6 protein-coding genes are annotated in these 6,566 nt (G+C 72.8%); 5 read left to right on the plus strand and 1 reads right to left on the minus strand.

The window, feature by feature from the left end; translation table 11 throughout:
* Positions 1 to 206: 206 nt before the first annotated feature.
* Together Pen02_RS41245 and Pen02_RS41250 are read left to right on the plus strand one after the other, a co-directional pair.
* Entirely contained in the window at positions 207 to 1,679 is a 1,473-nt protein-coding gene (locus Pen02_RS41245; RefSeq protein WP_239142042.1) for a glycosyltransferase 87 family protein, read from the plus strand.
* A gap of 89 nt (positions 1,680 to 1,768) precedes the next feature.
* Entirely contained in the window at positions 1,769 to 2,320 is a 552-nt protein-coding gene (locus Pen02_RS41250; RefSeq protein ID WP_203871658.1) for a hypothetical protein, read from the plus strand.
* Positions 2,321 to 2,471: 151 nt separating this feature from the next.
* On the opposite strand, the gene Pen02_RS41255 is transcribed toward Pen02_RS41250, so the two are convergent.
* Entirely contained in the window at positions 2,472 to 2,771 is a 300-nt protein-coding gene (locus Pen02_RS41255) for a metal-sensitive transcriptional regulator (RefSeq protein ID WP_203871659.1), read from the minus strand.
* 126 nt (positions 2,772 to 2,897) lie between these two features.
* On the opposite strand from Pen02_RS41255, the gene Pen02_RS41260 reads away from it, so the two are divergent.
* The 3 genes from Pen02_RS41260 to Pen02_RS41270 are packed head-to-tail and all read left to right on the plus strand — an operon-like array spanning position 2,898 to position 6,487.
* On the plus strand, positions 2,898 to 3,107 hold the full coding sequence (locus Pen02_RS41260; RefSeq protein WP_203871660.1) for a heavy-metal-associated domain-containing protein: 210 nt from the start codon (positions 2,898 to 2,900) through the stop codon (positions 3,105 to 3,107).
* A gap of 33 nt (positions 3,108 to 3,140) precedes the next feature.
* The gene (locus Pen02_RS41265) at positions 3,141 to 4,175 is read left to right on the plus strand and encodes a DUF8832 domain-containing protein (RefSeq protein WP_239142043.1); all 1,035 of its coding nucleotides are present in this window, start codon (positions 3,141 to 3,143) and stop codon (positions 4,173 to 4,175) included.
* 14 nt (positions 4,176 to 4,189) lie between these two features.
* Positions 4,190 to 6,487: a heavy metal translocating P-type ATPase gene (locus Pen02_RS41270; protein WP_203871661.1), complete on the plus strand. Its 2,298-nt coding sequence runs from the start codon at positions 4,190 to 4,192 to the stop codon at positions 6,485 to 6,487.
* Positions 6,488 to 6,566: the final 79 nt, after the last annotated feature.

Raw genomic sequence — 6,566 nt, forward strand, 5'->3', positions numbered from 1 at the left:
GCCCCCGATCATTCCCCCGAACCGACTCGATCATGAAACCGAACCGGACATGGGGGACGAAGCCCCGATCGGCCCCGTGACCCACTGACCGTGCGTGATCAAGAATCGTTCCAGAAAAGGTAGCGCGGAAATCGTTACTTTTTCGTCTTCACCTCTGCCGTACGCCGGCACCCCGACGACCGGCTCGGCGGATTCGGAGGAACGCCGTGACGCGCACCTACCTGGGCACCGATCCCGACGAGGCCGGACACCCGCCACCAAGTCACCATCCCGACCCGAGCCCCCGAAACCCGAACCCGACCCCATCCGAACCGCCCGCCGCGAAGAGGTCGTGGCGCCGCAGACACCGTTCGGCGTACGCCGAAGCCGGGCTGGTGCTGCTCCCGCTTCTGGTCGCCGCCGCCGCGCTCGGCGGGTACCAGAGCACCGGAAGCTTCTGGGGCGACCTCGCGACGTACCACGCAGGAGCCTCCGCCGCCGCGTCCGGAGACGGCAGCCTCTACCAGGCGAGCCACCAGGGCACCGACGGCATCACGCTGGGCTTCACCTATCCGCCGTTCGCGGCGCTGCTGTTCCAGCCGCTGGTGCCGGTCGGCCTGACGGTCGCCGTCGGGCTGTGGACGTTCGCCTCCGTCCTCGCGCTGGTGGTGGCGGTCCGGGTGACGCTCCGCGCGGTCGGCGTTCCGGCGCGACGCCGGGCGCTGGCGACGCTGGCCGGCGCGGCCGGCGCGCTGCCGATGTTCGCGGTCTCCGGGCATCTCCAGGTCGGCCAGGTCGGGCTCTTCCTGATGCTGCTCGTACTGCTCGACCTGACCGGCGATCCCCGGCGCCGGTGGTCCGGTCTGGGCGTGGGAATCGCCGCCGGGATCAAACTCACCCCGCTCATCTTCGTGGTGTACCTGCTCGTCACCGGCCGGTTCCGGGCGGCGGGCACCGCCGTCGCCGGGTTCGCCGCCACGGTGGCGCTCGGCTTCGCCTGGCGGCCGGACGACTCGGTACGGTTCTGGACCGGCGCGCTCTTCGACACCGCCAGGGTCACCGCCGATCCCCGGACGATCCTGAACCAGTCGCTGGCCGGTGCGCTGGCCCGGTTGACCGACTCCGCCGACCCGGCCGCGCTCTGGGTACCGGTGGCGGCGCTGGTCGCGGTGCTCGGGATCGCCGTCGCGGCGTACTGCGTGCGGGCCGGTGAGCACCTGCTCGGCGTGCTCGCCTGCGCGATGACCGGTGTGCTGGTCTCACCCGTGTCGTGGCACCATCACTGGGTCTGGTGCGTACCCGCGCTGGTGCTGCTGGTCGTCCGGTCCTGGCGGGGCGGCAGCCGGCCCGGGCTGGTCGCTGCCGGCCTGATCTGGCTGGTCTTCGTCGGCAGCACCAGTTGGGTGCTCGCCGGCCTGCACGGCTGGGACCTGCACTTCCGGGGCTGGGGCCTGCTCTACAGCAACCTGTACGTGCTGGTCGGGCTTGCCGCGCTCGGCTACCTCGCGGTCCGGCTGTGGCGGTCACGGCGGGCCTGGCCGTCCCGACCGGACGGCTCTGCCCACGCCGTCCCTGACCTCCGGCACGATCCCCGGCCGCGCGAGGCCACGCACCCGCCTGGTCCGGCCCGGACGAGTTCCCGCCGGAGCCGGCGGAACGGGCGGGCGAAACCGACCCGGCGAACGTCCCGACCACGGTAGCGGGGCGCGGGCAGCGGCACGCCGGCCGAGGCGTGGGCAGCGGTCGGGCAGGCGCCGGTCCGAGGGCACCGAGACGGTACGGTCGGAGCGTGGACCAGGCCGAGGAGGGCGCCCGGATCGGCGCCGCGCTGACCGGGTGGCTCGGCCGGCTGGCGTTCACCGATCAGACCGACGACGAGGTCACGGTGCTGCTGATCGACTCGGTGGCGGCCTGGGCGATGGCGCAGGGCTGGCGGGTGTACCGCCGGGCCGCCAGCGTGATGCCGCTGCCCCCGCCGTACGAGCACCGGCACTCCATAGTGGATGTGGGGTGTGCCCGGCCGGGGGGCACGCCGCCGGTGGTGATCGAGGTCGACCATTCCGACCGGCAGCGTTCGGTCGACAAGCTCCGGCTGGAGGCGGAGGCCGGTCGGATCGCCCTCTGGCTGCGCTGGGGCGAGCGCCGGTTCGAACCCCCGCCGGCCCCGATCACGATGGTGCCGTTCCGGGTCACCTCCCGACCCGGCACCGAGGGAGCCGGGCGACGGTACTCGAAACTGCCGTCGACCGACCGGCCGGCGCCGGCCCACCTGACCGGAAACGTCGAACTCGGCGAGCAGGCCGACCTGTTCCCGAACGCGGAGGCGACCGGCCCGGCCTAGCCGGGCCGGGGTTGACCGGTCGGTCGGCCAGCCGCCGGCAAGCCCTCCTCGACCAGGGCGGCGCGACGGTCGACCGGTCGCGAGCGCGTCCGGTCCCGCGTAACTTTCCAGTCGGGCCCTGTGGTGGTGGGTCGGCCGCGTCTCGGACGGGTCAGCCCCGCTTCATCAGGCGCCCGACGGCGGCCATCATCTCGGTGGCCATCTCGTCGGCCCGGCCCTCGGCGGCCCCCTCGTGCATGCAGTGCCGGGCGTGCCCGTCGAGCAGCCCGAGCGCGACCTTGTCCAGCGCGGCCTGGATGGCGGAGATCTGGGTCAGCACGTCGATGCAGTAGCGGTCGTCCTCGACCATCCGCTCGATCCCGCGGACCTGCCCCTCGACCCGGCGCAGCCGCGCGAGCAACTGGTCCTTGCTGGCCGTGTAGCCGCGGACCGGGGTGTCGGATGTCGTCATGCCCCAAGCATAGCTAACCCCCCAGGGGTATGCTACGGTCCAGTTGTACGGATACCCCCGAGGGGTAACTTCGTCCGCCGGATACCCCCCTAGGGTATAAGGTGGGACAGGGAAGGGAGAACGCCCATGATCACCCAGAGCTACCAGGTCAAGGGGATGACTTGCGGGCACTGCGTCAGCGCGGTCAGCACCGAGGTCGGCGCCATCCCGGGCGTGACCGAGGTGAGCGTCGACCTCGCCGCCGGCGCGGTCACCGTCACCAGCGACGAACCGGTGGACCCGGAGCAGCTCCGCGCCGCCGTCGACGAGGCCGGTTACCAACTCGTCAGTCCCTGACCAGGCTCGACCCGGAAGAAACCAGGTAACACGATGAACACCGCGACGAAGTTGGGCGCCTTCGCGCTCGGGCTCGCGACAGTGTTCGGCGCGGCGTACGGGGCCGGCCAGCTCGCCGGTCCCGTACGCACCGCCGCCGACTCCGACAACTCGACCGGCTCCGCGCACTCCACCGGGCACGGCACCGGCAACAGCGGAAGCGCCGCTCCACGACTGCCCGGCGGGCTGCTCGTCGCCGACCGGGGCTACACACTGACCGGCGTGCCGGCCGCCGCCGGGGAGTTCGCGTTCCGGATCATCGGCCCGGACGGCCGGCCGGTGACCGGCTACGACGTGGAACACGACAAGCGGATGCACCTGATCGTCGCCCGGCGGGACCTCTCCGGCTTCCGGCACGTGCACCCCGAGATGGACGCCGACGGCACCTGGCGGGTCGCCTCGCCGCTCGGCGGGCCCGGCAGTTGGCGGGCGTTCGCGGACTTCAAGCCCAGCGGCGCGGACGCGCTGACCCTCGGGCTCGACGTCGCCGTCGCCGGTGACTTCCGACCCCGACCGCTGCCGGCGCCGGCCCCGACCGCCCAGGTCGACGGCTACCGGGTACGCCTCGACGGCAGCCTGACGCCGGGGCGGACCAGCGAACTGACCCTGACCGTCGAGCACGACGGGCGACCGGTCACCGACCTACAGCCCTACCTCGGCGCGTACGGGCACCTGGTCGCGCTCCGCGAAGGTGACCTGGCGTACCTGCACGTACACCCCGACGGCGAACCCGGCGACGGGCGTACGCCGTCCGGACCCGAGATCACCTTCTTCGCCGACGTCCCCTCGGCCGGCACCTACCGGCTGTACCTCGACTTCCAGCACGGCGACACGGTCCGCACCGCCGAGTTCACGCTGACCGCCGGCCAGCCGGCCGACCCGACGTCCACCGGCGTACCGGCCGGCGGTGCGACACCGGACGGTCCCGGACCGGCGGCCGGCGGTGGGACGCCCGACGGTCCCTCGCCGACGGCCGGCACCGGCGACACCGAGCCGGGCCACGGCGAACCCGGTCACGGACACAACTAGCACGGGAGGCAGGAATGGCACCGGCTGCCGGGCGACTACCCATGGCGCCCAACCGGATCGAACTGAAGATCGGCGGGATGACCTGCGCCTCCTGCGCCAGCCGGATCGAGAAGAAACTCAACCGGCTGGACGGGGTGACCGCCACGGTCAACTACGCCACCGAGAAGGCGACCGTCACCCTCGACGACGACACCCGTACCACCCCGGACGAACTCATCGCCACGGTGGAGAAGACCGGCTACACGGCGGCACTGCCACCGCCGCCACGGCGGGCCGACGAGTCCGGCGGGGAGCCGGCCGGACCCGTCGACGAGTTGCGGACACTGCGGAACCGGCTGCTGGTGTCGCTGGTGCTGACCGTGCCGGTGATCGTGCTGGCGATGGTGCCGGCCTGGCAGTTCGACTACTGGCAATGGCTCTCGCTCACCCTCGCCGCGCCGGTCGTCGCGTACGGCGGGCTGCCGTTCCACCGGGCCGCCTGGATCAACCTGCGGCACGGCGCCGCCACCATGGACACCCTGATCTCCCTCGGTACGCTCGCCGCCTTCGGCTGGTCGGTGTGGGCGCTCTTCCTCGGCACCGCCGGCACGCCGGGCATGACCCACCCGTTCAGCCTCGACATCGGGCCGAGCGACGGGGCCGGCAACATCTACCTGGAGACGGCGGCCGGGGTCACCCTGTTCATCCTCGCCGGCCGGTACTTCGAGGTTCGGTCCAAGCGGCGGGCCGGGGCCGCCCTGCGGGCGCTGCTGGAACTCGGCGCCAATGCGGTGACCGTGCTCCACGACGGTGTCGAGGCGCGGATCCCGGTCGACCGGCTGGCGGTCGGTGACCGCTTCGTGGTTCGCCCCGGCGAGAAGATCGCCACCGACGGTGTGGTCGAGGACGGCTCCTCCGCCGTCGACGCCAGCATGCTCACCGGCGAGTCGGTACCGGTGGAGGTCGGCCCCGGTGACCAGGTGGTGGGTGCCACGATCAACGCCGGGGGCCGGCTCGTCGTGCGGGCCAGCCGGATCGGTGCCGAGACCCAGCTCGCCCGGATGGCGACCCTGGTCGAACAGGCCCAGACCGGCAAGGCACAGGTACAGCGGCTGGCGGACCGGATCTCCGGAGTCTTCGTACCGATCGTGATCGCCCTCGCCGTCGCCACCCTCGGCTTCTGGCTCGGCTCCGGGGACGGCGTCACCGCAGCGTTCACCGCCGCCGTCGCGGTACTCATCATCGCCTGCCCCTGCGCCCTCGGGCTCGCCACGCCGACGGCACTGCTGGTCGGCACCGGCCGGGGTGCCCAACTCGGCATCCTGATCAAGGGCCCGGAGGTGCTGGAGTCGACCCGGCGGGTGGCGACCGTGGTGCTGGACAAGACCGGCACCGTCACCACCGGGCGGATGACGCTCACCGAGATCGTCCCGGCCGACGGCCAGGACGGTGACGAACTGCTGCGGCTGGCCGGCGCCTTGGAGAACGCCTCCGAGCACCCGATCGGCCGCGCGGTCGCGAGTGCGGCGGCGGAGCGTACCGGGGCGCATCCCGAGGTCGGCGGGTTCGCCAACGTCGAAGGGCTCGGCGTGACCGGCACCGTCGACGGTCGGCACGTCACGGTCGGGCGAGCCCGGCTACTGACCGAACGCGGCCTCGACCTGCCGGCCGACCTCGGCCCGGCGGTCGCCACCGCCGAGGCCGCCGGCCGGACCGTGGTGCTGGCCGGCTGGGACGGTCAGGTGCGTGGGGCGCTGGTGGTGGCCGACGCCGTCAAGCCGACCAGCCGCGAGGCAGTCGCCGGACTGCGCCGGCTCGGCCTCACGCCGATCCTGCTCACCGGGGACAACGAGGCCGTCGCCCGGTCGGTCGCCGCCGAGGTCGGCATCGACGAGGTGATCGCCGAGGTACTGCCGGCGGACAAGCTCGACGTGGTGAAGCGACTCCAGGCCGAGGGCCGGGTGGTGGCCATGATCGGGGACGGCGTCAACGACGCCGCCGCGCTCGCACAGGCCGATCTCGGGCTGGCCATGGGCACCGGTACGGACGTCGCCATCGAGGCGGCCGACCTGACCCTGGTACGCGGCGACCTGACCGCCGCCGTCGACGCGATCCGACTGTCCCGGGCCACGCTACGAGTGATCCGAGGCAACCTGTTCTGGGCCTTCGCCTACAACGTCGCCGCCCTGCCGCTGGCCGCCGTCGGGATGCTCAACCCGATGATCGCCGGTGCGGCGATGGCCTTCTCCTCGGTCTTCGTCGTCGGCAACTCGCTGCGGCTGCGCCGCTTCACGCCGTACCTGCCCGGCCGGGCGGCACCGGCGGACAGGTAGGCGGAGACGCCGCTGGCCGGGTCCCCTGTGGTGGGGACCCGGCCAGCGTCAGCCGTTCTGTTTAGCTGTTCTCTTAGCT

Origin of the sequence: Plantactinospora endophytica, from assembly GCF_016862915.1 — a bacterium.
In the GTDB taxonomy this organism is placed as follows: Bacteria; Actinomycetota; Actinomycetes; order Mycobacteriales; family Micromonosporaceae; genus Plantactinospora; species Plantactinospora endophytica.

Coding starts and splice junctions, on each gene's coding strand:
- Pen02_RS41255 (WP_203871659.1), bottom strand. CDS start 2,771: ATGACGACATCCGACACCCCGGTCCGCGGCTACACGGCCAGCAAGGAC.
- Pen02_RS41265 (WP_239142043.1), top strand. CDS start 3,141: ATGAACACCGCGACGAAGTTGGGCGCCTTCGCGCTCGGGCTCGCGACA.
- Pen02_RS41270 (WP_203871661.1), top strand. CDS start 4,190: ATGGCACCGGCTGCCGGGCGACTACCCATGGCGCCCAACCGGATCGAA.
- Pen02_RS41260 (WP_203871660.1), top strand. CDS start 2,898: ATGATCACCCAGAGCTACCAGGTCAAGGGGATGACTTGCGGGCACTGC.